Below are 21,167 nucleotides of genomic sequence, written 5' to 3'. Positions count from 1 at the left end.
GCGCAGGGCCCGGCCGGCGCCGGCGCCGCGCCCGCCGTCGTCGCCGTCCGGGCCGGTGCCCCCGCCGGTCCGCAGCACGGACCCGGCCGGCCGGACCCCGGGCCGGTCGGGCACCGCCGGGGCCGGGCCGGACCGGCCCGCGCCGGAGCCGGCGACGAGCAGGTGGACGCGACCCACGCCCTCGGCGCGCAGGGACTCGAAGACGGAGACGGCCGCGCCGTGGGAGCGCACGGCGAGGGCCTCGGCGAAGGGACCCATGGCCGCGGTCACCGCCCGTTCCCAGCCGGGCTCGACGTCGAGGAGGTCGACGACGGCCCCGAGCACGGCGTCGGCGTGCCGGTCGAGGACCGCCGCGGAGCCGTCGGGCTGGCGAAGCGCGGCGCGCAGGGTCTCGGCGCGGGCGCGCTGGGCGTCGTGGGCGCGCAGCAGCTCCTGCGCCGCGGCCTCCGCCTCCCGCGCGGCGGCGCGGGCCTCCGCGGCGGCCGCGGCGTCCTCCTCGTGCCGGGCGCGGGCCCGCTCGGCGGCGCCGGCCGCGTCCCGGGCCGCGAGCGCCAGGCCGTCGGCCTCGGTGCCCGCCGCCACCCGGCGCCGCCCGGCGTCCGCGTGGGTGGTGTGCAGGCGGGAGAGCTCGTTCTCGGCCGCCTCCACCCGCGAGCGGGCCGCCGCGACCGCGCCGGTGAGCCGCGCCGCTCCCTCCCGGCGGTCGGCGGCCGCGCGGAGCAGGCCGGTGACCACGGCGTCCTGCTCCCGTGCCGCGTCCTCCGCGTCCTCGCGCTCCTGGATGGCCTCGGCGAGGGCGTCGACGGCGTCCTCGACCTGCTCGAGGAGCTGGTGCTGCTCCTCCCGGGTGCGGGCCGCCTGGGCGTCGAGCCGGTCCGGGTCCCGTCCCGGCTCCGCGGGCTCGGCGGCCGCACCGAGCAGCCGGCGCCGCTCGGCGGCGAGCGAGGCCAGGGACCGGCAGCGCTCCTGCACGGCGCTGAGCTGGTACCACGTGTCCCGCGCGGCGTTGAGGGCGGGCGTCGCCGCGGCGGCGCGGGTCTCGACCTCCGCCTGGCGGGCGCGGCCGGTGTCGAGGGCCTGCTCGGCCTCGGCACGCTCGGCGCGCAGCCGGCGCTCGGCGTCCTCGTCCACGGCCAGGCCCGTGCGCGCCTGCACGAGGTCGTCGGCCAGCAGCCGGGCCCGGGCGTCGCGGACGTCGTGCTGGATCCGCTGGGCCCGGCGGGCCGTGCGGGCCTGGCGGCCGAGCGGGGTGAGCTGGCGGCGGATCTCGCCGGTGAGGTCCTCGAGCCGGTCGAGGTTCGCCTGCATCGCGTCCAGCTTGCGCAGCGTCCGCTCCTTGCGGCGCCGGTGCTTGAGGATCCCCGACGCCTCCTCGACGAAGCCGCGGCGCTCCTCGGGGGTGGCGTGCAGGATGCGGTCGAGCTGGCCCTGGCCCACGATGACGTGCATCTCGCGGCCGAGCCCGGAGTCGGAGAGCAGCTCCTGGATGTCCAGCAGCCGGCACGGCCGGCCGTTGATCGCGTACTCGGAGCCCCCGGCGCGGAAGAGCGTGCGGGAGATCGTGACCTCGGAGTACTCGATGGGCAGCGCGCCGTCGGCGTTGTCGATGGTCAGCGACACGTGGGCCCGGCCGAGCGGGGCCCGGCCGGCGGTGCCGGCGAAGATGACGTCCTCCATCTTCCCGCCGCGCAGGGACTTCGCGCCCTGCTCCCCCATCACCCACGCCAGCGCGTCCACCACGTTGGACTTGCCCGAGCCGTTGGGGCCCACCACGGCGGTGACCCCGGGCTCGAACTCGAAGGTGGTGGCCGAGGCGAAGGACTTGAACCCCCGCACGGTCAGGGTCTTCAGGTGCACGGGTGTCCGGTCTCCTGGGGTGGGCGTGGCGGGCGGGGGTCGTCCCCACTGTACTCGGGCCCCCGGACGCCGCCGTGGCCGCGGGGCCGGCCGCGCTGCGGGCGGCGGGCGGCGGTCCGCCCCCGGCCCGGACGGACGGAGCGGATGATCAGCCTACAGAGAAACGACCCGGCCCGGGCCGCGGCCGTGGAACCGGCCGGTAGACTGACCGCGACCAGCACGACCCGCGCTCCCTGCGACCGCGCCCTCCGCGGGCGGGCCGGGGCGGCGGCGAGACCCTAACGAAAGCCAGAGACCTTGACCGGTAATTCCTCGATCCGCCACCGCAACGCCGCCCTCCTGGCCATCACCAAGGTCGAGGCCGACGAGGTGGTGCCCTCGTCCCACGCCGACGAGGTCCTGGCGGACACGTTCGCCCGGCTCAAGATGCCGAAGGGCCTGCTCCAACGGCTCGCGGGTGTCAACGAGCGCCGCGTCTGGGCCCCCGGACGCCACTTCACCGACGGCGCCGTGGAGGCGGGCGAGGCGGCCCTGGCCCGGGCAGGGGTGCAGCCGGAGCAGGTGGGGCTGCTGATCAACGCCTCCGTGACCCGCGACGGGTACGAGCCCGCGGTCTCGGTCTCCGTGCACCACCGGCTCGGTCTGCCCCCCTCGGCCCTGAACTTCGACGTCACCAACGCGTGCCTGGGCTTCGTCAACGGGCTCACGATCGCCTCCACGATGATCGACTCGGGCGCGATCGACTACGCCGTCGTCGTCGCCGGCGAGGACCCGACCCCCTGGCACCGCGAGACGTACGAGCGGCTGCAGCACCCGGACGTGACCCGGGCGGACGTGGTGCGCGAGTTCGCGACCCTGACCCTCGGCTGCGGCGCGGCCGCCGCCGTGGTCGGCCCCGCGGACCGGCACCCGGAGGGGCACCGGATCGCGGGCTCCGTGACCCGGTCCGCGACCGAGCACCACGGGCTGTGCATCGGCGGCTTCGACGGCATGTACACCGACGCCACGGGACTGCTCAAGCACGGCGTGGGGCTGCTCGCGGACGCGTGGCGCGACGCGCACGAGGACGGCTGGGACTGGGCGGAGATGGACCGCTACATCGGCCACCAGGTCTCCATGTCCCACACCAACAAGCTGTTCCAGGACGTCGGGATCGACCCCGAGAGGTTCCCGCTGACCTTCCCGTTCTGGGGCAACGTCGCCGCCGCCGCGCTGCCGATGACCCTTGCGCTGGAGGCCGAGCGGCTCCGGCCCGAGGAGCGCGTGCTGCTGCTGGGCGTGGGCTCCGGGCTCAACGCGACCTACATGGAGATCGACTGGTGACCCGCCGGCGTTGAGCCGCGCCCCGCACGAGACGCCCCCGCACGAGACACAGCTTCGAGGAGCCCCACGACCATGGCACGCACACGACCGTCCACGACCCCGCGACCCGGAGGGCCGGACGCGGCGCGGCTGCCGATGACGGAGGTGCCCCTGCCCGGGGTGGACCCGGCCTGGTCCCGGACGGTCACGGTGGCCTCGACCGCTCCCGTCGAGCCCGTCCCCGGCCGGCGGCGCCGCTGGCACGTCCTCGACAACGCCGCCTCCCTGGAGGCCGCCGGGCTCACCCCGCGGGGCACGGTCCTCGCCGTGCACGGCAACCCCACCTGGTCCTACCTGTGGCGGGACGTCCTCGCCGCCGGGACGGATCCGGCGAACCCCTGGCGGGTCGTGGCCGTGGACCAGCTCGACATGGGCTTCTCCGAGCGGACCGGGCTCTTCCGCCGCCTCGACGACCGGGTCCGCGACCTCGGCGACCTCACGGCCGAGCTCGGCCTGGACGCGAGCGACGGGCCCGTCGTGACGCTCGCCCACGACTGGGGTGGGCTCGTGTCCTCCGGCTGGGCCCTGGAGCACCCGGACGTCCACCGCGCGACCGTCCTCACCAACACCGCCGTCCACCACGACGACGCCGAGCAGATCCCCGCCTCCCTGCGGCTCGCGCTGGCCCCGGCCGCCCACGGTCTGCTCACGGAGCGGACCACGAGCTTCCTCGACGTGGCCCTGGCGCTCGCCGACCCGTCCCTGTCCCGGGAGGTGCGGGCGGCCTACCGCGCGCCCTACGCCACGCACGCCCGGCGCGAGGCGATCCGCCACTTCGTGGCCGACATCCCCGTGGCCCCGGACCACCCCTCCCACGCCCGCTACGAGCAGATCGCGGCCGGCGTGGCCGCCCGCGAGGTGCCCGCCCTGCTGCTCTGGGGCATCGGCGACCCCGTGTTCCAGGAGCGCTACCTGCAGGACCTCGTGCGCCGCATGCCGCACGCCGACGTCCACCGCTACGAGGGCGCCCTGCACCTGCTGCCCGAGGACCGGGACGTCGCCACGCCGGTCATGGCCTGGCTCGCCGACCGGTTCGGCCCCGCCCCCCGCCGCCGCGAGCTGCACGTGCAGCGGCGCGCCACGTCCCGCGGCGAGCACGTCCCCTTCCCCGCCGAGCTGGACGCCCGGCGGGCCGACCCGGGGGTCGCCGTGGTGGACATGGCGCCCGCGTCCGCGGGGGCGCCGGTGCGGGCGAGCCTGAGCTGGGCGGAGCTCGCCGACCGCGTGGACCGTCTCGCCGCCGGGCTCAGCGGCATCGGCGTGCGCCCCGGGGACCGCGTGAGCCTCATGGTCCCGCCGGGCTCCGATCTGACCGCGCTGCTCTACGCGTGCCTGCGCCTGGGCGCCGTCGTCGTCGTGGCGGACTCCGGCCTGGGCCCCAAGGGCCTCACCCGCGCGCTGCGGGGCGCCGCCCCGGCGTGGCTCGTGGGCATCCGCCGGGCACTCGTCGCCGGCCGGGCCCTCGGCTGGCCGGGCACCCGGATCTCCCTCGAGGCCCTCGACCCCGTGTCCCGCCGCGCCCTCGGCGTGGCGCACGACGTCCCCGGGCTGCTCGCGTCCGCCCCGCGCCCGGACCTGCCCGCACCGGACCCGGACGCCGACGCCGCGGTGCTGTTCACCTCGGGGTCCACGGGCCCCGCCAAGGGCGTCGTCTACACCCACCGCCAGCTCTCCGCCATGCGGGACGCCGTCCGCGGCACGTACGGGCTGAGCGCGGGCACGGGGCTCGTGGCGGGCTTCGCGCCGTTCGCGCTGCTGGGTCCCGCCATGGGGACCACCTCGGTCACCCCGGACATGGACGTGACCGCCCCGAAGACCCTCACCGCCCGCGCCCTGGCCGACGCGGCCGCGGCGATCGGGGCCACCGCGGTGTTCCTCTCCCCCGCCGCGATCGCCAACGTCCTCGCCACCCGCCACGAGCTGGACGAGGGGCAGCGGCGGGCGCTCGAGCTGGTGGAGCTCGTGCTCTCGGCCGGGGCGCCCCTGCCGGAGCCGCTGCTGGCGGAGCTCCAGGAGCTCGTGCCCGCGGCCACGCTGCACACCCCGTACGGGATGACCGAGGGGCTGCCCCTGACGGACGTGACCCTCGGGACCATCCGGGAGGCCGCCCGGGACAGCGCGGGCTCCGCCGTGGCCGGCGCCGGCAACGGAGTCTGCGTGGGCACCGCCGTGCACGGCGCCGAGCTCGGGGTCACCGCGCTGCGCCCGGACGGCACCGCCGGGGACGAGATCACGACGGAGCCCGGGGTCACCGGCGAGATCGTCGCCCGCGCCCCGCACGTCAAGGACCGCTACGACCGGCTCTGGTACACCGAGCACCTCAGCACCCAGCTGCCCGGCTGGCACCGCACCGGGGACGTCGGGCACGTCGACGCCGCCGGGCGGCTGTGGGTCGAGGGACGTCTCGCCCACATCCTGGTCGCCGCCGGCGGCGTGCTGACGCCGGTCGCCGCGGAGCACGCGGCGCAGACCGTGCCCGGGGTCGGCCGCGCCGCCGTGGTCGGCGTGGGCCCGGCGGGCACGCAGGTCCCCGTGGCCGTCGTGGAGACCGTCCCCCCGGCCCGGCGCCCCGGCCCGGCCGGCCCGGCGCTCTCCGGCGCCGTGCGCGCCGCCGTGCGCGAGGCGACGGGCCTGGACCTCGCGGCCGTGCTCGTGCTCCCCGAGCACCCCACCGACATCCGGCACAACTCCAAGATCGACCGAGCCCTGCTGGCCGGATGGGCGGACAACGCCCTGGCCGGAGGAAGGATCAGGAACCCGTGAACGGCACCCACCGCCAGGACGGCACGCACGACGACAAGGTCCCCGCCTACGACGCCTCCGTGACGGAGGGCGCGGCCCCGGCCGGCACCGGCAGCCACGAGGTGGCGCGCGGGCGGGAGGAGCTGGACGGCCGGGGGCGGACGGTGCTGGTCACCGGGGCCTCCGGGATGCTCGGCGAGCACGTGGCCCGGCTGCTCGCCGCCCGGCACTGGACGGTCCGGCTGCTGCAGCGCCGGCACGCGCCGCTGGCGGACCAGCCCAACGTCGAGGAGGTGCTGGGCTCCGTGTCCGACCCGGAGGCCGTCGCGCGGGCCATGGAGGGCGTCGACGACGTCGTCCACCTCGCCGCCAAGGTCTCCTTCGCCGGGGACTGGGACGAGTTCGTGCTGACCAACGTCACCGGCACCCGGGTGGTCCTGGAGACCGCGCGGCGGGCCGGTGTGGACCACGTGGTGTTCGTCTCCTCGCCGTCGGTGGCCCACACCGGCGACTCCCTGGTGGGCGAGCCCGCCCGGACCGCCGACCCCGTGCACGCCCGCGGCAACTACGCCCGGTCCAAGGCCGCGGCCGAGCTGCTCGCGCTCGAGGCGGACGGCCGCGGGCTGCGCGTCACCGCCGTGCGCCCGCACATCGTCTGGGGCCCCGGGGACACCCAGCTCGTGGAGCGGATCGTCGACCGCGCGGCCAGGGGACGGCTGCCGCTGCTCGACCACGGCGCGGCGCTGATCGACACCACCTACGTCGACAACGCGGCCGAGGCGATCGTGCGCGCGCTGGAGCGGATCGAGTGGGCGCACGGCCAGGCGCTGGTGGTCACGAACGGCCAGCCCCGCACCGTGGGCGAGCTCGTGGCGGGCTTCTGCCGGGCGGCCGGGGTCGAGCCGCCGACGCGTCGGGTCCCGGGCGCGGTGGCCCGCCTGGCGGGCGCCGTCATCGAGAAGGTGTGGGCGCTGCGCCCGGGCGCCGACGAGCCGCCGATGACGGCCTTCCTGGCCGAGCAGATGTCCACGGCCCACTGGTTCGAGCAGCAGACCACCAGGGAGGTCCTCGACTGGACGCCGTCCGTGACGGTCGAGGAGGGCATGGCGCGGCTGGCCGAGTACTACCGGACCCACCCGCGGGGCGCCCACGACGCCCCGATGCCCGCCACCGGGTCCACGGCCGCCGGGGCGTCCTGACCCGCACCGCGGGGCGCGCGGTCAGAACCGGGCGTTGCGGGGCGTGCGCTGGCAGAGCGGGCAGCGGTAGGAGGAGCGGTTCATGAACTGCTCCCGCACGATCAGGGCGCTGCGCCCCTCGCCCGCGCAGCGCGGGCAGGGCAGCGAGGCCCGGCCGTAGGCGTTGAGGGAGCGGGCGAAGTACCCCGACTCCCCGTTGACGTTGACGTAGAGGGAGTCGAAGCTCGTCCCGCCGGCCGCGAGGGCACGGTCCATGACCTCGCGGACGGCCGCGAGGACGCGCAGCGTCTCGGGCCGCCGGAGCGTGTCGGTGGGCCGGGCCCAGTGCAGGCGTGCCTGCCACAGGGCCTCGTCCGCGTAGATGTTGCCGATCCCCGAGACCAGCGACTGGTCCAGCAGCGCGCGCTTGAGCCCGGTCCGGCGCCGGCGCAGCCGGTCGTGGAACCGCTCCGCGTCGAAGGCCGGGTCCAGCGGGTCCCGTCCGATGTGGGCGGCCCGGGCGGGCACCAGCGGCGCCCCCGCGGCGGAGCGGCCGCCCGTGGCGCCGTCGTCGGTGGGCACGAGCCGGTCGAGGAGCATGCCGCCGAAGATCCGCTGGTCCACGAAGCGCAGCTCCGCCGGGGTGCCGGGCCGCTCCGAGAGCTCCAGCCGCACCTTCAGGTGCTTCTCGTCGGGCAGCCCGGCGTCCTTGACGAGGAGCTGTCCGCTCATCCCCAGGTGCACCAGCAGGGCCTCCCGGGGCGGGGCGCCGTCCGTGCCGGTCAGGGGCAGCCACAGGAACTTGCCGCGGCGCACGGCGTCGGCCACCACCGCGCCGTCGAGCTCCTGGGCGAAGGCGACGGGGCCGGCCTCGTGGCGGCGCACCGAGCGCGGGTCCAGGACCTGCACGGACTCGATCCGGCGGCCGACCACCCAGCGCTCCACGCCGCGGCGGACGACCTCGACCTCGGGAAGCTCAGGCACGGGCGCTCCGGGGCGAGCGCTCAGCCACCGCGGCGGGCCACCAGGGTGGCGTAGGCCTGCGCCGCGGCGGTGCGCTCGGCCTCCTTCTTGGTGGTCCCGGTCCCGGTGCCGTGGTCCTGACCGCCGACGAGCACGTGGGCCTCGTAGCGGCGGTCGTGGTCGGGTCCGGTGCCCTCCACGGCGTAGCGGACGGGGCCCATCGAGCGGGCCGCCGCGAGCTCCTGGATCTCGGTCTTCCAGTCCCGGCCCTCGCTCATCACGAAGCCGTCCTCCAGCAGCGGCACCACGAGCCGCAGCACGAACGCGCGGGCCGCGTCGAGCCCGGAGCTCACGTACACGGCGCCGATCAGCGCCTCCATGGTGTCGGCGAGGATCGAGGCCTTCTCGTGGCCGTTCGTGCGCACCTCGCCCTTGCCCAGGCGGATGTGCGGGCCCACGTCGAGGGCGCGGGCGAGGTCGGCGAGCGTGCGGGTGCTCACCACGGCCGAGCGCATCTTCGCGAGGTTGCCCTCCGAGTCGTCGGGGTAGCGGTGAAAGATCTCGTCGGTGACCGCGAGGCCCAGCACCGAGTCCCCCAGGAACTCGAGCCGCTCGTTGTGGCCCTGGCCCTCGTGCTCGTACGCGTAGGACCGGTGGGTCAGGGCAAGACGAAGCGTCCCGGCGTCGATGTCGACGCCGAGACGCTCCAGCAGGTCCTGAGGGTTCGCGGTGGGAGTCACCGTGGTCAGGCGTCGGCCACCTTGCGGCCCTTGTACTCCAGGAACAGCGCGGTCCCGGCGGAGTCGGTCACGACCTTGGCCTGGTGGGGCAGGCTGTAGGTGACCTTGCCGTTCTCGACGGTCTTGACCAGCTTGGGCGCGGTCGCCTTCCACTGCGAACGGCGTGCACGGGTGTTGGCACGGGACATTTTCCGCTTCGGAACAGCCACGGCTATCTCTCTTCTCTCGGTTCGGTCGTCTGGGTCGAGGTGTCCTGCTCGAGCAGCCCCGACAGGGCGCTCCAGCGAGGATCGAGCACCTCGTGGTGGTGACCCGGGTCGTCCTCCAGGCGCGCGCCGCACTGGGCGCACAATCCCTGGCAGTCCTCCCGGCACACCGGTTGGAACGGCAGCTGCGTGATCACTGCGTCCCGAAGCATGGGTTCGAGGTCGATGGTCTCGTCCTGAACGTCATACATCTGGTCGTCCTCGGACTCCTCCCCGCCGTCGGCGGCGGGGTCGAAGACGTAGAGCTCCTGCACGTCGACGTCCAGATCGTAGTCGATCGGGTCGAGGCACCGGCTGCACTCGCCGTGGATGGCCACGACGGCCGTGCCGGACACCAGGATCCCGTCGTGGACGGATTCCAGCCGGAGGTCCAGGTCGATGTCCGAGCCCTCCGGGGCGCCGATGAGTGCGTTGCCGAAGTTCTTCGGCGCGGGCACAACTTCCTCCAGGCGTCGCATCGTCCCCGGGCGGTGCTCGAGGTCCCGGACACCGATGGTGAGGGGCGAACTGTTCTCGCGACTGATGACTGACTCCTGGTGAAATTCTGACCGACGGACCATGGTAGCGTGCCGTGCCGCGCGTTCTCAAACGGACGGGCCCGGGCGCGCCGGGCGGGGACCCGCCGTCCTCAGCCCTGCAGGGCCCGCAGCACGGGCGCCGGCACGAACCCGCCGACGTCGCCGCCGAGTCCGTGCACCTCCTTCACGAGCGTTGAGGACAGGTGCAGGAACCGGGGGTCCCCGGGCAGGAAGACCGTCTCCACCCCCGTGAGGTGGCGGTTCATGGTGGCCATCGGCACCTCGTACTCGTAGTCCTCCCCCGAGCGCAGCCCCTTGACCAGGGCCACCGCCCCGCGCTGCGCCGCGTACTCCGCGAGCAGGCCGGCGCCCATGGGCTCGACGACGACGCCGGCGACGCCCGCGAGGCTCTCCTCGGCCAGGGCCAGCCGCCGGTCCGCGTCGAACCGGTAGCGCTTGTGCGGGTTCGTGGACACGGCGACGACGACCTCGTCGAAGAGCGCCGCGGCGCGCGCGACGACCTCCAGGTGGCCGTTGTGCAGGGGGTCGAAGGAGCCGGGGCAGATCGCTCGGTGCATGGGTGCCATCCTAGGGGCGCCCCCGGCCGTGGCCGCGGAACCCTAGACTGGCCGCCATGGATGCCACCGATGCCGCCGTCCCGCCCGCGCCCCCGTCCGGCTCCTTGTCCGGCGCCCCGTGGGAGCGCATGGCCCGCGGGGGCGGTCTGCTGACCGGCGCCGGGGAGCTCTCCGGGACAATCTTCGAGGAGATGTCGCGGCTGGCCGCCCGGACGGGCGCCGTGAACCTGGGCCAGGGCTTCCCGGACGTCGACGGACCGCCGGAGATGCTCGACGCCGCGGCGGCCGCGCTGCACGGCGGCGGCAACCAGTACTCCCCGGTCGCCGGGCTGCCGCTGCTGCAGGAGGCCGTCGCCGGGCACCAGCGGCGCTTCTACGGGATCGACGTGGACCCGGGCTCCGGGGTGGTCGTGACCGTGGGCGCGTCCGAGGGGCTGGCCGCGAGCCTGCTCGCGTTCCTGCGCCCCGACGACGAGGTCGTGGTCTTCGAGCCGCACTACGACCTCTACGGCGCCGTCGTGGAGTTCGCCGGCGCGCGGCTGGTCACGGTCCCCCTCGAGCCGCCGCGCTTCTCCCCCGACCTCGACCGCCTCGCCGCCGCCTTCGGGCCCCGCACCCGCATGGTGATCCTCAACGACCCCCACAACCCCACCGGGACCGTGTTCGACGACGCCGTCCTGGCCCGCGTGGCCGCCCTCGCCGCCGAGCACGACTGCGTGGTGGTGACCGACGAGGTCTACGAGCACCTGCGCTACGCCGGCGGGCACCGCCCCCTCGCCGCGCTGCCGGAGGCCTTCGAGCGGACCCTCACCGTCTCCTCCGTGGGCAAGTCCTTCTCGGCCACGGGCTGGCGCGTCGGCTGGGTCAGCGGACCGGCGCACCTGGTGGGCCCCGTGCGCGCCACCAAGGCCTATCTCACGCACAGCGCGGCCACACCGCTGCAGATCGGGGCGGCCACCGCCCTCGGCCTGCCCGGCGGCTTCTTCGAGCAGCTCACCGAGGACTTCCGGCGGCGCCGCGACGTGCTCGTGCGGGGTCTGACCGCCGCGGGGGCGGAGCCGTTCGAGCCGCAGGGCACGTTCTTCGTCGTGGCGGACGTGCGCGGGCTGTGCGAGCGGTACGGGGTCGAGGACGCGGTGCACCTGGCCCCGGTGCTGGCCGAGCGGGCGGGCGTGGTGGGGGTGCCGGTGCCCGCCCTCGCCTCCGCGGAGCACCGGGAGGCGTACGCCTCCTGGATGCGCTTCTCGTTCGGCAAGCGCCTGGACGTCCTGGAGCAGGCCGCGCGGCAGCTGGCCGGCTGAGGCGGCCCGCGCCGGCGGGGCGGGCTCAGACGGAGAGCGCCCGGCGGCCGAGGGCCCGGTAGGTGAAGCCCGCCGCGGTCCAGCGCTCGGGGTCGAGCACGTTGCGGCCGTCGAGGATCTGCGGGACCGCCACCAGCGGGTCGAGCTGCTCCGGGGACATCGTCCGGAACTCCGCCCACTCGGTCAGCAGCAGGACGACCTCGGCGCCGGTCACGGCGGCCTCGAGGGAGTCGACGTAGTCCAGCCGCGGGTAGCGCTTGGCGGCGTTGGCGTTGGCCTTGGGGTCGTAGACGGCGACCTCCGCGCCGATCGAGTGCAGCCGGGCGGCGATGTCCAGGGCCGGGGAGTCGCGGACGTCGTCGGAGTCGGGCTTGAAGGCCGCCCCGAGCACGGCCACGTGCTTGCCCACCACGGAGCCGCCGAGCATCTGGGTGACCGTCTCCACCGTGTGGCCGCGGCGGCGGACGTTGATGTCGTCGACCTCGGCCAGGAAGCGCACGGACTGCTCCACGCCGAGCTCCGCCGCCCGCGCCCGCAGGGCCCGGATGTCCTTGGGCAGGCAGCCACCGCCGAAGCCCACCCCGGCGTTGAGGAACTTGCGCCCGATCCGCTCGTCGAGTCCGATCGCGTCGGCCAGGGTGCGGATGTCCCCGCCGACGGCCTCGGTGAGCTCCGACAGGGCGTTGATGAAGGAGATCTTGGTGGCCAGGAAGGCGTTGGCCGCGACCTTGACGAGCTCGGCGGTCTCGAGGTCGGTGACGATCAGCGGGACGCCGGCGTCCAGCTGACGGGCGTAGACCCGGCGCATCACGGCCTCGGCGGCCGGGTCCTGGCAGCCCAGCACCATCCGGTCCGGGGTGAGGGTGTCCTCCACGGCGTAGCCCTCGCGCAGGAACTCGGGGTTCCACACCAGGGACACGTCCACCCCGTCACGGGCCGACGCCTTCGCGAGGTCGGCCAGGCGGCGGGCGGAGCCCACGGGAACCGTGGACTTGCCCGCGATCACGCAGTTCTTCGTGGCGGCCGCGGCGATCGAGCCGACGGCGGCGTCGACGTAGCGCATGTCCGCCGCGAAGGAGCCGGCCCGCTGCGGGGTGCCGACGCCCACGAAGTGGACGTCGCCGAAGGCGCCGGCCTCCTCGTAGCTGGTGGTGAAGCGAAGCCGGCCGGTGCCCACGTGCTTGCGGAGCAGCTCGCCCAGGCCCGGCTCGTGGAAGGGCAGCTCGCCGCGGGACAGGGCGTCGACCTTCTCCGGGTCCACGTCCAGCCCCAGCACCTCGAAGCCCATCTCCGCCATCGACGCGGCGTGCGTGGCCCCCAGGTAGCCCGTTCCCAGAACCGTGATCCTCATGGACGTCCTCCGTCTCTCCGGGCCCGTGCCCGTGCTCGATGCTGCCTGTCGAATCTTGTCAAAGCGGGTGGGCGCAACGGCGCAGGTGTCAGTCCGGCGCGCCGGGGGAGGCGGGCGATGTGACGTCCGTCTCGGCGAACCACAGGGTGGTCTCCCCGTGCCGCTTCTGCTCGAAGCGGCGCAGTCCCGCCGGCCAGGCGGGCTCCGGGGACCGGGTGGAGCGCTCGACCACGAGCACCCCGCCCTCCCGCAGCCGGCCCGCCAGCGGCGCGAGGACCGCGGTGAGCTCCGTCTCCGGCAGGGGATAGGGCGGATCGGCCAGCACCAGGTCCCAGGGCCCCTCGGCGGGATCCGCGAGGTAGGCGCCGACCGCCCCGTGCCGGACCGCGACGACGTCGTCGCGCCCGAGCGCCCGGTGGACCGTCCCGGCGTTGGCGCGGCAGACCCGGGCCGCGCCCGCGTGCCGCTCCACGAGGGTCACGGCGGCCGCGCCGCGGCTGGCGGCCTCGCAGCCGAGGGCCCCCGAGCCCGCGAACAGGTCGAGGACCCGCGCGTCGTGGAGCATGCCCCACGCCTCGAGGCGAGCGAAGAGCGACTCCTTGACCCGGTCGGTCGTGGGCCGGGTGTCCCGGCCCGGCACGGACTGCAGGCGCAGCCCCCCGGCGGCCCCGGCGATGATCCTGCTCACGCGTGCTCCTCCCCCGTGCTCGGCGGCCCTGTTCCCTGCGGCCCTGTCCCCTGTGGCACGGGGTTCAGCCCCGGTCCAGGAACGCCTCGGCGTCCGGGTCGAGATAGCGCTCGATGGCCTCGGCCAGCTCGGGGTGCTCGAGCAGCTGCGGGTCCTCGGCCAGGATCGTCACGGCGTCCCGGCGGGCGCGCTCGATGAGCTCGGCGTCGTCGAGGGCCCGCAGCAGGCGCAGGGTCGAGCGGCCCCCGGACTGGGCCGCGCCGAGGATGTCGCCCTCGCGGCGCAGCTCGAGGTCCGCCCGGGCCAGCTCGAAGCCGTCCGTGGAGGCCGCCACCACGTCGATCCGCTCCCGGGAGGGGTGCTCGGCCGGGCGCCGGGTGACGAGCAGGCACGTCCCGGCGTGACCGCCCCGCCCGATCCGGCCGCGCAGCTGGTGCAGCTGGGAGATGCCGAACCGGTCGGCGTCGACGATGATCATCAGCGTGGCGTTGGGCACGTCCACCCCGACCTCGACCACGGTGGTGCAGACGAGCAGCTGCACGTCCCCCGCCGCGAACTCCTCCATGAGCCGGGACTTGCGGTCCGTGTCGAGCCGGCCGTGCAGCACCTCGGCGCGCACCCCCGCCAGGACGGGCTCGGCCGCGACGAGCTCCGCGAGCCAGGCGACCGACGCCATGGACGCCTCGGACTCGTCCTCGTCGGCCGCCGCGGCGAGGGCCGACTCCGCGAGGGTGGCGTGCGGCGGGGGGCCGTCGTCGTCGCCGATCTTGGGGGCGACCACGTAGACCTGGCGGCCCGCGTCGATCTCCTCGCGGGCGCGCCGCCACAGCCGCCGCTCCCAGCCCGGGTGCTCCACGAGCCCCACGGTGTGGGTGGCGATCGGCTGCCGGCCCGCCGGGAGCTGGTCGAGGACGGAGACGTCCAGGTCCCCGAAGACGGTCATGGCCACGGTGCGCGGGATCGGGGTGGCGGTCATCACCAGCAGGTGCGGGGGCTGCCCGGCCTTGTCCCGGAGCCGGTCCCGCTGCTCGACGCCGAAACGGTGCTGCTCGTCCACCACGACCAGCCCGAGGTCGGCGAACTGGACGACCTCGGAGAGCAGCGCGTGGGTGCCGATGACGATCCCGGCCTCTCCCGACGCGATCCGCAGCAGCGCCCGCTTGCGCGCCGCGGCGCCCATCGACCCGGTCAGCAGCACGACCTGCGTGCCGTCCGGGTCCCCGCCGAGCTGGCCGGCCTGCGCGAGCGGACCCAGGGAGCGCAGCACCGAGCCGTGGTGCTGGGCGGCGAGGACCTCGGTGGGGGCCAGCAGCGCGGCCTGCGCCCCGGAGTCCACGACCTGCAGCATCGCGCGGAGGGCCACGAGCGTCTTGCCCGAGCCCACGTCGCCCTGCAGCAGCCGGTTCATGGGCCGGGAGCCGGCGAGCTCCGCGGCGAGCTCCTCCCCCACGGTGCGCTGCCCGGCGGTGAGCTCGAACGGCAGCCCGGCGTCGAACCGGGCGAGCATCCCACCGGGGACGCCCGGGCGGGCGGTGGTCGGGTGCGCGGCCAGCTCGGCGCGGCGGCGGGCCAGGGCGCACTGGAGCAGGAACGCCTCCTGGTAGCGGAACCGGCGGCGCGCCTCCCCGTGGGCGCGGGTGTCCCGGGGGCGGTGGACCTGCCAGTACGCCTCCTCGAGCCCCATGAGCCCCTCCCGCTCCCGGATCCCGTCCGGCAGCGGGTCGGGGACCGCCCCGAAGTCCACGACCGGCAGCAGGGAGTGCACGACGCGGGCGATCTTGTCCGTGGTCAGCTTGGCCGTGGCCGGGTAGATGGGGATGGGGCGGCCCGCGCGCTCCTCGGCGGACTCCCCGGCCTCCGGGGCGTCCGGGTCGAGGATCGCGTAGTGCGGGTTCGTCATGGTCACGGCCTTGTCGTAGAGCCCGACCTTCCCGGAGAACAGGGCGTGGGTGCCCGGGGGCAGGTCGCGGGCCGCGGTCCAGGCGTTGAAGAAGCTCAGCCGCATCGTCCGGCTCGGGCCGGGGTCCCCGTCCGCGAAGAGCCGGTGCGGGTCGGCGGAGACACGGTCGGTGATCACCACGTCCGTGATGGACCCGCGCCGGGAGCGCATCTGCCGGGTGGAGGTGTGCACCACCTCGGCCACGATGGTCACCTGCTGGTCGAGGCGCAGCTCCGAGAACGGGGTGAGCTCGCCCCGCGGCATGTAGCGGCGCGGGAAGTGGTCCAGCAGCTGTCCGATGGTGGACACGGAGAGCTGCCGGGCCAGCTGGTCGGCCGTGGTCCGGCCCAGCAGCCGGGCCAGCGGCTGGTCCAGCTCGGAGACCGGGTCGGGGAACGCCCCGCCGCCGTCGGTTCGGGCCATCTCAGGAGCGCCTCATCCGTCCGCCTCCGACAGGGAGGTCACCGTGAGGTTGACGGCCGTGCCGCGGGCGCCGATCACCGTCAGGGCGTCCTCGGGCCGCGGCACGTGCACGTGGACCCGCCACCGGTAGCCGTCCCCGGTCTCGGTCACCGCGCTCATGATCACGCTCGTGCCCACCTCGCTGAGCTCGTGGCGCAGCTCCGCGGCGTCCAGTGGTGTGAGCTCCACGGTGCACATCACCTCCACGCCGCCGTGCACCGCGTGCTGGGCGTCCCCGGCGCCGGCGGCCCGCGCCGCGGCGGCGTCGATCAGCTCGTCGAGGGCGTTCTCGTCGCCGGCGTCGTCCCCGCCCACGGTGCGCGCGAGCGCGTCGAAGACCACGAGCATGCCCAGCGCTCCGGCGTCGACCGTGCCGGTCTCGCGCAGGACCGCCAGCTGGTCCGGGGTGACGAGGACCGCGGCGCGGGCGGCGGTGCTGACGCCGGCCAGGAACTCCTTGAGCTGCTGGTTGGACCCGTCCTCCACGCCCTGCGGCACGGGGACGGCGGCGGCCGCCTCCAGGACGGAGAGCATGGTCCCGTCCACGGGGTCCGTCAGCACGCTCCAGGCGCGCACGTGGCCGGCGTGCAGGGCCAGCCGCACGGACTCGGCGGTCATCCGGGTGCTCCCCTCGAGGGAGCGGCCCACGGCGGTGAGGAAGACGGAGAACAGGGTGCCCGAGTTGCCGCGGGCCTCCTCGAGGGCGGCCTGGCCGGCGAGGGAGAGCAGCTCGCCGACGTCGCCGGTCTCGAGCACGGCGGCGGCCTCGGCGGCGGCGCGCACGGTGGTCGCGAGATTGGTTCCGGTGTCGGCGTCCGCGACCGGGAAGACGTTGAGGGCGTTGAGGACCGGGCTGTGGCGCACGAGATCACGGTGGGCCAGGTCGAGCCACCGCCGCATGACGGCCGCGTTCGATCCGATCCTATGGTTCAAAGTGATCCCATCCTTCGCCGACCGGGTGCCCGAGGGCGAGGTGCGGCGCTCGTCCGTCGAGCAGCACCCGGGGAAGGGTGTCGTCGTGCGCGGGGGGCGCGGGCGCACACGAGCCTATCGCACGGAACAGACCGGGCAGCGGGACGCCCGGCGGGAACACGGCGAGCAGCCCGTGGTCCTCGCCCCCGGTCAGCACCCAGTCGCGGGGGTCCGCCCCGAGCAGCCGGGAGGCCGGGCGCAGCGGCTCGGCGAGCTCCGCCACGGCCGTGCCGTCGAGGTCGACGACGACGCCGCTGGCCGCCGCGACCCTCCCGGCGTCGCGGAGCAGGCCGTCGGAGAGGTCGATCATCGCGGTGGCCCCCGCGCGGGCGGCCGCGGGACCGGCGGGCACGGGCGCGCAGGGACGCAGCTGCGCCGCGGCGAGGCCGTCCAGGATCCCGTCCTCCCCGGCTCGGTAGCGCGGGTCCTCGAGCAGCGCCACGCCCGCGGCGGCCCGGCCGGTGGTCCCGGCGAGCGCCACCGTGCCGCCCTCCGCCGCACCGGAGCGGCGCACCGGGTCCCGGCCCTCGAGGTCGCCCGTGACCGTGGCCGTGACGGACAGCTCCCGGCCGGCGCCCAGGTCCCCGCCGACCACGGCGCAGCGCTCCGCGCCCATGGCCGTGAAGCCGGCCACGAGGCCGCGGGCGAAGTCCTGCGGCCAGGACACGGGCGTCGCCGGCGGCAGGGTGAGCGAGACGACCGCGGCCGACGGGACCGCGCCCATCGCGGCGACGTCGGCGAGGTTCTGCGCCGCGCACTTCACCCCGGTGTCGTAGCCGGTGGTGACCGTGCCGCCGGCCCAGACGAGCCGGAAGTCCTGGTCCTGGACCTGGGTGTCCGTGGTGATCACGTACCGCCCGTCCGGGGCCGCGACCACGGCGCAGTCGTCGCCGGGGCCCAGCAGCACCTGCCCGGCCCCGGGGTCGACGGGGCGCTGGAGCAGCGGGAGCACGCGCTCGAGCAGCTCCGACTCGGAGAGCTCCCCGACGGTGGGCTCCGCTCCGGGCGGCGCATCGGGCACGGGGGGCTGCTCCGCTGGGGGTCGGGTCATGGCGCTCATCCTAGCGACGGCGCCGGACGCGGGAACGGGGCGCCTCGAGGATTACGCTGGGGGCATGCCCTCGCCCTCCCCGTCCCGATCCGTCCGCGCCCTGCTGGGGGCGGCAGCCCTGGTGGCGGTCCTGGCGGGGTGCTCCCCCGCCGTGACCGTGGACCCTGCCGAGAACGCGGCCGACCCGGGGTGCGCCCCGGCCATGCTGGCCATGCCGGAGGTCGTCGGCGAGCACGACCGGCGGGAGACCACGAGCCAGGCCACCACGGCCTACGGCGAGCCCACGGCGGCCGTCGTGCGGTGCGGCGTGACGCCGCCCGGGCCCACCACGGACCCGTGCTCCTCCGTCAACGACGTCGACTGGCTGATCCGCGAGGACGAGGACGGGAGCACCTGGACCGCCACCACCTACGGCCGGGACCCGGCGGTGGAGGTGGTCTTCGACAGCGCCGCCGTGGCGTCCTCGACCCTGCTCGTGGAGCTGGGCTCCGCCGTGGAGCAGATCCCGGCGGAGCGCCGGTGCCTGGATCTCCAGGACGCGGTCGAGGGCCTGTGACCCGGCGGCCGGACCGGGGCCCCCGCGCCCTCGTCCGGGTCTCCCCGCGGGCCCGGGAATAGCACCCCGTCCCGGCCGGTTGTGGCGTGGACACGCCCGACCGCACCACGCACAGAAGGAGGCACATCCGTGGCCACCGATTACGACGAGCCCCGCGTCAAGCCCGAGGACGAGCCCGCCAACGAGTCCCTCGAGGTGATCCAGGCGCAGCGCAGCGCCACCGCGCAGAGCCCGGCGATCGACGTCGACGACTCGGACACCGCCGAAGGCATCGACCTGCCCGGGGCCGACCTCTCCCAGGAGGAGCTGCTCATCCAGGTGGTCCCCGAGCAGGAGGACGAGTTCACCTGCATGTCGTGCTTCCTGGTCCGGCACCGGAGCCAGCTCGCCCGCGAGCAGGACGGCGCCCGCTACTGCATCGAGTGCGAGGGCTGAGACACCCGGCCGGGCCCCCCTCACTCGTGGCGCAGCGAGGCGATGGGGTCCTTCCGGGCGGCCCGCACGGCGGGCACCGTCCCGGCCAGCAACGCGATCCCCATCACGGAGAGCACGATCAGCGCCACCCGCCACGACTCGAACGCGAACAGCGACAGTCCCGGCAGCCCGGACAGGAACCCGCCGGACAGCGCGGCGCTCAGCGCCGAGCCGCCGACCACGCCGGTGACGGCCCCCACGACCGCCCCGAGGAACCCGATGAAGACGGCCTCGAGGGAGAACAGGCCGAAGACCCGGCCCCCGCTCATGCCCATGGCCTTCATGAGGCCGATCTCCCGGGTCCGCTCCTGCACCGACATCAGCAGCGTGTTGATGATGCCGAGACCGGCGGCCACGAGCGCGATGACCGCGCAGGCGTTGAGGATCCACACGATGGCGTTGATGACGGCGCGGAACATGCCGAGCTGGTCCTCCACGGTCAGCCCGATCATGTCGTCGGCCTCCAGCCGCTCCTGGATCGCGGGGGCCAGGGCCATGTCCTCGACCGTGACCGTGGCCATCGCGAAGCTCTCCGGGACCTCCTCCGGGGCGCCGCTGACCTGGTAGTCGTAGAGCCGCTCGTTGAAGGAGTCCGAGGGGATCGGGTTCAGGGAGGTCCCGACCAGGCTGGCCTGGGTCACCCCGGAGATCGTGGCCGGGAACGCCCGCTCCTGCTCCGCCATGTTGGTCATCACCACGTCGACGCGGCCCCCGACGGCCTCCTGCGCGGAGGCGAAGCCCAGGTCCGCGACCCAGCTGTCCGGGACAGCGATCTCGTCCCGCCCGGCCTCCGGGGCCCCGCCGGCCACCATCTGCAGGCCCACGGCGTCGACGGGGATCCCCGGGGAGAGCTGGAACCGGCTGCCGTCGGAGGCCTCCAGGTAGGTGGGGGCCACGGAGTACATCGGCTTCACGGAGCGCACCCCGTCGATGCCCTCGACGACCGCGATGTCCTCGGGGCTCAGCCCCTCGAAGGACACCCCGAACCCCGTCCGGATGCGCGTGGTGCCGGGGTCGTACTCCCGCGGTCCCGAGGTGGAGGACAGCTCGATCAGCGGCTGGGACTTCTGCACGTAGAGGGCGTCGGAGTCGCCGAACGCCGCCACGGTGTCGTCGATGTACCGGTTGACCCCGGTGCCCATGCCGGAGGTGAGGGTCAGGGCGAACGCACCGATGAAGACGGCGAGCACGGTCAGGGCGGTGCGGATCCTGGCGCGCCGGGTGTTGGCGATCGCGGAGCCGAGCAGGTCGGACCACCTCACCGGGCGCCCCCGGCCGCTCCGACGACGACGTCGTCGTCCGCCCCGCCGGTGCCCCGCCCGGCGGCGGGCGCGGGGGCGTCCACCACCATGCCGTCGCGCAGGTGCACCTGGCGGCCGCAGCGCCGGGCCAGGTCCTCGTCGTGGGTCACGACGACGAGGGTGATGCCCCGCTCCCGGTGCAGCTCGAGCAGGAGGTCCTGGACCACCGCCCCGGTGGCCGAGTCGAGGTTGCCGGTGGGCTCGTCGGCGAAGATCACCGAGGGGTCGTTGACGAGGGCGCGGGCGATCGCGACCCGCTGCTTCTGCCCGCCCGACAGGTCGGCGGCACGGCTGGAGGCCTTCTCCGCGACCTCCAGGCGCTCCAGCACGTCCAGGGCACGGCGCCGGCGCGGCCCCGGACGGACGCCGGCGATCCGCAGCGGCAGGACCACGTTGTCCAGGACCGTCTGGTCCGGGGTCAGGTAGAACTGCTGGAACACGAAGCCGAACGCGGCGTTGCGCGTCTCGTTGAGCTCCCGGGCCGTCATCGACGCCGCAGGCGTCCCGGCCAGGGACACCGTGCCGCTGGTCGGCGCGTCGAGCAGCGCGAGAAGGTGCATCAGCGTCGACTTGCCGGAGCCGGACTTGCCGACGACGGCCACGGACTCCCCGTGCCGGATCCGCAGGTCCACTCCCCGCAGTGCCGCGAAGCGGGTGTCCCCCCGGCCGTAGATCTTCACCAGGCTCTCGGCCTCGAGCACCGCGGACGTCATCGGATCCCCCCTGTCGGAGCGTCCGTCCCCCCGGACGGGCGCCGTGGGACCTCGTCCCGCACCCCATCATGTGCGCAAGTGAACGGTGGGGGCGACCCGATCCGTGTCCCCACTAGTGCTGCGCCGGGGGCTCGGCCGTCCGGGGCGCCGGCGGC

19 protein-coding genes are annotated in these 21,167 nt (G+C 75.4%); 6 read left to right on the top strand and 13 right to left on the bottom strand.

Features of this window, described 5'->3' with window-relative positions; all coding sequences use genetic code 11:
- Nucleotides 1-1,857, bottom strand: a 1,857-nt coding sequence (locus tag ACFU0Y_RS08325) for a chromosome segregation SMC family protein (RefSeq protein WP_380214005.1), incomplete at its 3' end; no start/stop codon positions are given.
- Nucleotides 1,858-2,154: 297 nt separating this feature from the next.
- Here ACFU0Y_RS08325 and ACFU0Y_RS08320 point away from each other — a divergent pair.
- From ACFU0Y_RS08320 to ACFU0Y_RS08310, 3 genes are all read left to right on the top strand, one after another.
- Nucleotides 2,155-3,180, top strand: a complete 1,026-nt coding sequence (locus ACFU0Y_RS08320; protein WP_380214004.1) for a 3-oxoacyl-ACP synthase III — start codon at nucleotides 2,155-2,157, stop codon at nucleotides 3,178-3,180.
- Between the two features lie 135 nt (nucleotides 3,181-3,315).
- Nucleotides 3,316-5,982, top strand: a complete 2,667-nt coding sequence (locus ACFU0Y_RS08315; RefSeq protein ID WP_380214006.1) for an alpha/beta fold hydrolase — start codon at nucleotides 3,316-3,318, stop codon at nucleotides 5,980-5,982.
- On the top strand, nucleotides 5,979-7,160 hold the full coding sequence (locus ACFU0Y_RS08310; protein WP_380214003.1) for an NAD-dependent epimerase/dehydratase family protein: 1,182 nt from the start codon (nucleotides 5,979-5,981) through the stop codon (nucleotides 7,158-7,160). The genes ACFU0Y_RS08315 and ACFU0Y_RS08310 overlap by 4 nt, the downstream gene beginning before the upstream one ends.
- Nucleotides 7,161-7,181: 21 nt before the next feature.
- On the opposite strand, the gene mutM is transcribed toward ACFU0Y_RS08310, so the two are convergent.
- From mutM to coaD, 5 genes are all read right to left on the bottom strand, one after another.
- Nucleotides 7,182-8,123 carry a bifunctional DNA-formamidopyrimidine glycosylase/DNA-(apurinic or apyrimidinic site) lyase gene (gene mutM / locus ACFU0Y_RS08305; RefSeq protein ID WP_380214002.1) on the bottom strand — a complete coding sequence of 314 codons (942 nt, stop codon included), beginning with the start codon at nucleotides 8,121-8,123 and terminating at the stop codon, nucleotides 7,182-7,184.
- 20 nt (nucleotides 8,124-8,143) lie between these two features.
- Nucleotides 8,144-8,842 carry a ribonuclease III gene (rnc, locus tag ACFU0Y_RS08300; protein WP_380214001.1) on the bottom strand — a complete coding sequence of 233 codons (699 nt, stop codon included), beginning with the start codon at nucleotides 8,840-8,842 and terminating at the stop codon, nucleotides 8,144-8,146.
- Between the two features lie 5 nt (nucleotides 8,843-8,847).
- Entirely contained in the window at nucleotides 8,848-9,051 is a 204-nt protein-coding gene (gene rpmF, locus ACFU0Y_RS08295) for a 50S ribosomal protein L32 (RefSeq protein WP_031282896.1), read from the bottom strand.
- Nucleotides 9,052-9,053: 2 nt separating this feature from the next.
- Entirely contained in the window at nucleotides 9,054-9,566 is a 513-nt protein-coding gene (locus tag ACFU0Y_RS08290) for a YceD family protein (RefSeq protein WP_380214000.1), read from the bottom strand.
- Nucleotides 9,567-9,736: 170 nt separating this feature from the next.
- The gene (gene coaD, locus ACFU0Y_RS08285; protein ID WP_380213999.1) at nucleotides 9,737-10,204 is read right to left on the bottom strand and encodes a pantetheine-phosphate adenylyltransferase; all 468 of its coding nucleotides are present in this window, start codon (nucleotides 10,202-10,204) and stop codon (nucleotides 9,737-9,739) included.
- A gap of 56 nt (nucleotides 10,205-10,260) precedes the next feature.
- On the opposite strand from coaD, the gene ACFU0Y_RS08280 reads away from it, so the two are divergent.
- Entirely contained in the window at nucleotides 10,261-11,505 is a 1,245-nt protein-coding gene (locus ACFU0Y_RS08280; RefSeq protein ID WP_380213998.1) for an aminotransferase class I/II-fold pyridoxal phosphate-dependent enzyme, read from the top strand.
- A gap of 25 nt (nucleotides 11,506-11,530) precedes the next feature.
- On the opposite strand, the gene ACFU0Y_RS08275 is transcribed toward ACFU0Y_RS08280, so the two are convergent.
- The 5 genes from ACFU0Y_RS08275 to thiL form a co-directional block, all read right to left on the bottom strand.
- Nucleotides 11,531-12,856 carry a UDP-glucose dehydrogenase family protein gene (locus tag ACFU0Y_RS08275; RefSeq protein ID WP_380213997.1) on the bottom strand — a complete coding sequence of 442 codons (1,326 nt, stop codon included), beginning with the start codon at nucleotides 12,854-12,856 and terminating at the stop codon, nucleotides 11,531-11,533.
- An 88-nt stretch (nucleotides 12,857-12,944) separates the two neighbouring features.
- Nucleotides 12,945-13,544, bottom strand: coding sequence for a 16S rRNA (guanine(966)-N(2))-methyltransferase RsmD (gene rsmD, locus ACFU0Y_RS08270; RefSeq protein WP_380213996.1), 600 nt, complete (start codon nucleotides 13,542-13,544; stop codon nucleotides 12,945-12,947).
- Between the two features lie 64 nt (nucleotides 13,545-13,608).
- Nucleotides 13,609-15,906 (bottom strand): ATP-dependent DNA helicase RecG, encoded by a 2,298-nt coding sequence (locus ACFU0Y_RS08265; protein WP_380213995.1) that lies wholly within the window; start codon nucleotides 15,904-15,906, stop codon nucleotides 13,609-13,611.
- A 12-nt stretch (nucleotides 15,907-15,918) separates the two neighbouring features.
- Nucleotides 15,919-16,878: a DAK2 domain-containing protein gene (locus tag ACFU0Y_RS08260; RefSeq protein ID WP_380213994.1), complete on the bottom strand. Its 960-nt coding sequence runs from the start codon at nucleotides 16,876-16,878 to the stop codon at nucleotides 15,919-15,921.
- On the bottom strand, nucleotides 16,868-17,968 hold the full coding sequence (gene thiL, locus ACFU0Y_RS08255; RefSeq protein WP_380213993.1) for a thiamine-phosphate kinase: 1,101 nt from the start codon (nucleotides 17,966-17,968) through the stop codon (nucleotides 16,868-16,870). The genes ACFU0Y_RS08260 and thiL overlap by 11 nt, the downstream gene beginning before the upstream one ends.
- 64 nt (nucleotides 17,969-18,032) lie before the next feature.
- On the opposite strand from thiL, the gene ACFU0Y_RS08250 reads away from it, so the two are divergent.
- Both ACFU0Y_RS08250 and ACFU0Y_RS08245 read left to right on the top strand, forming a co-directional pair.
- Nucleotides 18,033-18,524, top strand: coding sequence for a DUF3515 family protein (locus ACFU0Y_RS08250; RefSeq protein WP_380213992.1), 492 nt, complete (start codon nucleotides 18,033-18,035; stop codon nucleotides 18,522-18,524).
- A 129-nt stretch (nucleotides 18,525-18,653) separates the two neighbouring features.
- Nucleotides 18,654-18,959, top strand: a complete 306-nt coding sequence (locus ACFU0Y_RS08245) for a DUF4193 domain-containing protein (RefSeq protein WP_380213991.1) — start codon at nucleotides 18,654-18,656, stop codon at nucleotides 18,957-18,959.
- A gap of 20 nt (nucleotides 18,960-18,979) precedes the next feature.
- Here ACFU0Y_RS08245 and ACFU0Y_RS08240 read toward each other — a convergent pair whose 3' ends face one another.
- A complete protein-coding gene (locus tag ACFU0Y_RS08240) occupies nucleotides 18,980-20,260 on the bottom strand; it encodes an ABC transporter permease (RefSeq protein ID WP_380213990.1) in 1,281 nt (426 codons plus the stop codon).
- A complete protein-coding gene (locus ACFU0Y_RS08235; protein WP_380213989.1) occupies nucleotides 20,257-21,012 on the bottom strand; it encodes an ABC transporter ATP-binding protein in 756 nt (251 codons plus the stop codon). The genes ACFU0Y_RS08240 and ACFU0Y_RS08235 overlap by 4 nt, the downstream gene beginning before the upstream one ends.
- Nucleotides 21,013-21,167: the final 155 nt, after the last annotated feature.

Origin of the sequence: Kocuria sp. NPDC057446, assembly GCF_042802875.1 — a bacterium.
Lineage (GTDB): Bacteria > Actinomycetota > Actinomycetes > Actinomycetales > Micrococcaceae > Kocuria.
This window is presented reverse-complemented; position numbering and strand designations above follow the sequence as displayed.